Source organism: Nonomuraea rhizosphaerae (genome assembly GCF_019396405.1).
In the GTDB taxonomy this organism is placed as follows: Bacteria; Actinomycetota; Actinomycetes; order Streptosporangiales; family Streptosporangiaceae; genus Nonomuraea; species Nonomuraea rhizosphaerae.
Map to the genome: position 1 here is coordinate 1 of NZ_JAHKRL010000234.1, position 1,061 is coordinate 1,061.

Here is a 1,061-nt window from a genome sequence, read left to right on the forward strand (position 1 = left end):
TGCCCTTCCCCTCGTAGCGTGGAGACCGAACCGGGAGAGGTTTGGTCGTGGCAGCAGTCACGCGGCGGCGCTTTGATCCGGAGTTCCGGGCGGGCGCGGTGCGTATCGTGAAGGAGACCGGCAAGCCCGTCGCGCAGGTGGCGCGGGATCTGGGGATCAGCCCGTACACGCTGCACAATTGGGTGCAGATGGACCGGCTGGACGAGCAGTACAACGGCAACGGGAGCGGAACGCTGGAGGAGTCGGAGCAGGAGGAGCTGGCCCGGCTGCGGCAGGAGAAGGCCGCGCTGGTCAAGCAGCATGCTCAGGAGAAGGCCACGTGGCAGAAGGAACGCGAGCAGTTGGAAGACGAGCGTGATGTGCTCAAGCGTTCCGTGGTCTTGTGGGTCAAAGAGGCGATGGGCCGATAAGCGTGGCGGCCTTCATCAGCTCCCAGAAGACCGAGCACAACGTCGACCACGTCATCTCCTGCCGGGCGCTGGGCGTCTCGCAGTCCTGGTACTACAAGTGGAAAAACCGCATCGGCGACGATGCACCAACCGCTCGCCAGCGCCGACGCGCCGACCTGGATGCGGAGATCACCCGCCTGTTCGAGGCGTCGGGCGGCACCTACGGATCGCCCCGGATCACCCGTGACCTGCATGAGGCGCGCTGGCGGGTGTCGGAGAACACGGTCGCGGCGCGGATGGCCGAGCTCGGCCTGGTCGCCCGTAAACGCCGAAAATCTCGCTCGCTCACCCGGCAGGGCAAGCGGCCGGCCGCCCCGGACCTGGTGCACCGGAAGTTCACCGCACCCGCGCCGGATGTGCTGTGGTGCGGCGATGTGACGCAGATCGACACCGAGGAGGGCAAGCTGTATCTGGCTACGGTGGAGGACCTGTTCTCGCGACGGCTGCTCGGCTACGCCATGTCCGCGCACCACGATGCCGCATTGACCTGCGCCTCGCTGCAGATGGCAGCGGCCACGCGCGGCGGCGACATCGACGGGGTGATCTTCCACTCGGACCGCGGCTCGGAGTACACCGCCGCCCGCTACCAGGAGCTGTGTCGGCGTCTGGGCG

General features: G+C 67.5%; 2 protein-coding genes. Both read left to right on the forward strand.

From position 1 onward, the window contains the following. The first annotated feature begins 47 nt into the window (after positions 1-47). Positions 48-410: a transposase gene (locus tag KME77_RS11695; RefSeq protein WP_219465684.1), complete on the forward strand. Its 363-nt coding sequence runs from the start codon at positions 48-50 to the stop codon at positions 408-410. Positions 411-412: 2 nt separating this feature from the next. Further along, on the forward strand, positions 413-1,061 hold a 649-nt coding region (locus KME77_RS11700; protein WP_219465686.1), incomplete at its 3' end, for an IS3 family transposase.